The sequence below is a fragment of the Vibrio sp. Vb2131 genome (assembly GCF_033338535.1).
Lineage (GTDB): Bacteria > Pseudomonadota > Gammaproteobacteria > Enterobacterales > Vibrionaceae > Vibrio > Vibrio alginolyticus.
Genome location: NZ_JAWOSW010000043.1, coordinates 1 through 2,068, shown reverse-complemented (window position 1 = coordinate 2,068; position 2,068 = coordinate 1). Strand labels below are relative to the sequence as shown.

1 protein-coding gene is annotated in these 2,068 nt (G+C 44.4%); it reads right to left on the bottom strand.

From position 1 onward, the window contains the following. Nucleotides 1-91: 91 nt before the first annotated feature. Nucleotides 92-1,528, bottom strand: a complete 1,437-nt coding sequence (locus R7E38_RS22760) for an NAD-dependent succinate-semialdehyde dehydrogenase (protein WP_226084342.1) — start codon at nt 1,526-1,528, stop codon at nt 92-94. Nucleotides 1,529-2,068 lie beyond the last annotated feature (540 nt).

Sequence of the window (2,068 nt, the reverse complement as noted above, 5' to 3'; positions counted from 1 at the left end):
TTTAAAATACAAAACGCCCGATGAAGTACATCGAGCGTTTTAGTTAAAAAGTGTCAACCCATATCAGGACGGGTCACGGCCATCTCTGAAATCAGCTTAAACCACCAAGACAAATATACTTTGTCTCCAGATATTCATCGAGTCCTTGCTTAGCACCTTCCCGTCCAACACCCGACTCTTTAACTCCACCAAATGGAGCCACTTCAGTAGAGATGATCCCTTCATTAACTCCAACCATGCCGTACTCTAAACCTTCACTAAAAGTCACAATACGCTTCAAGCTATTCGTATAGAAATAGCAAGCCAAACCATATTCTGTATCGTTCGCCATTTCGAGAACTTGATAATCATTTTCAAAGGTAACAATAGGCAACACAGGCCCGAATAGCTCTTGCTGAACAATCGACATATTCTGCGTCACACTATCCAAAAGAACGGGCTCCATAAAGCGACCAGGCCGTCTCTGTGGAGAGTTAGCAATAGAGGCTCCCTCTTGTACAGCTTGATCGATCACCGCCTCTAGTCGATGCTTAGAGGCCATCGTAATAACAGGACCTAATGTGACACCTTTCTCTAAACCATTGCCAAGCTTTAATTTGCTTAACTTCGACAATACTTTATCAATAAAAGCTTGTTTTACATTTTTATGAACATATAGCCGATTGGTACAAACACATGTTTGCCCTGCATTACGGAACTTCGACGCGACAAGCCCTTCCGCACCCGCATCTAAGTCTGCATCTTCAAACACGATGAAAGGCGCATTACCACCCAACTCCATCGACACCGCCTTGACTGAATCACTGGCTTGCTTCATCAAAATTTTCCCGACTCGCGTAGACCCCGTAAAAGAGATCTTCTGAATCCTAGGATCAGTACTTAGTACTTGACCAAACTCAGCAGCCTGTTCTGATACCACGACAGAAAGCAGTTCTTTAGGAATACCAGCCTGATAAGCTAATTCAACAACAGCAATTGCAGTGAGAGGGGTAAGCTCTGATGGCTTGATCAACATGCCACAACCTGCCGCTAGGGCTGGTGCTGCTTTTCTTGTAATCATCGCAATAGGGAAGTTCCAAGGTGTAATTGCAGCGCATACTCCCACAGGCTGGCGAATTGCAGATAGACGTCTATCTGTCGTAGGGGCAGGAATAACTTCGCCATAAGCACGTTTTGCTTCTTCTGAGAACCACTCGACAAAAGAGGCACCATACATCACTTCCCCTTTGCTCTCAGCTAAAGGCTTACCCTGCTCTAAGGTAATAATCGTGGCTATGTCTTCTGCATTATCAAGAAGTAGTTGATACCACCCCCTCAAACGACGAGAGCGCTCTTTGGCACTTAACTTAGCCCAACGGACTTGCTCCGTTTTGCACTGACCAATGAGATCATCTAACTCATCAAGAGTACTAGGCTTTAACCGAATTAACTCTTGCTCAGTTGCAGGGTTGATGACCACAATTCCCTCTTCGGAAGACCATTGCTTAAATACAGATTTCAGCGTTTCATTTTTTATTTGTTGCATCATCAAACATACTCCTCAAGAACTCCTCTTAGGTTAATCGCTACTAGCAAGTTCAGCAAAGAAAACAAAGTTTTCTAAAAGGCATTAATTTTCGGAAGACTTAGATCTCTTCCTCACTATACTTCGGGAAATTGCGCAATACACGCAACGACGGCCCCGCTCTAAACATGGAAGCAATGAATGAAATTATTGTTTAAGAGAGACGCTAACAAAACACGCAGTGAGGAAGACTATTCATTCTACTACGGTTGAGGGCGAGTGTTATAAAGACTCATTGTTCAAATGACCAATCTTTCAACGAGGACATGATACAAACTCGGAGTAATTAGAAGTGCAGGCAGCAGGCTCATCTTACTGAGAAACTCATGCGCCAATAGGGTAAAGAAAGTCGTATTGTCTCGCCTTCAATGTGTAAATGCATTTCTAGGGGACACGACCAAACGAAAAAGCCCCAGTCTTTCGACTAGGGCTTAATATAAGTGGCGGAGTGGACGGGACTCGAACCCGCGACCCCCGGCGTGACAGGCCGGTATTCTAACCAAC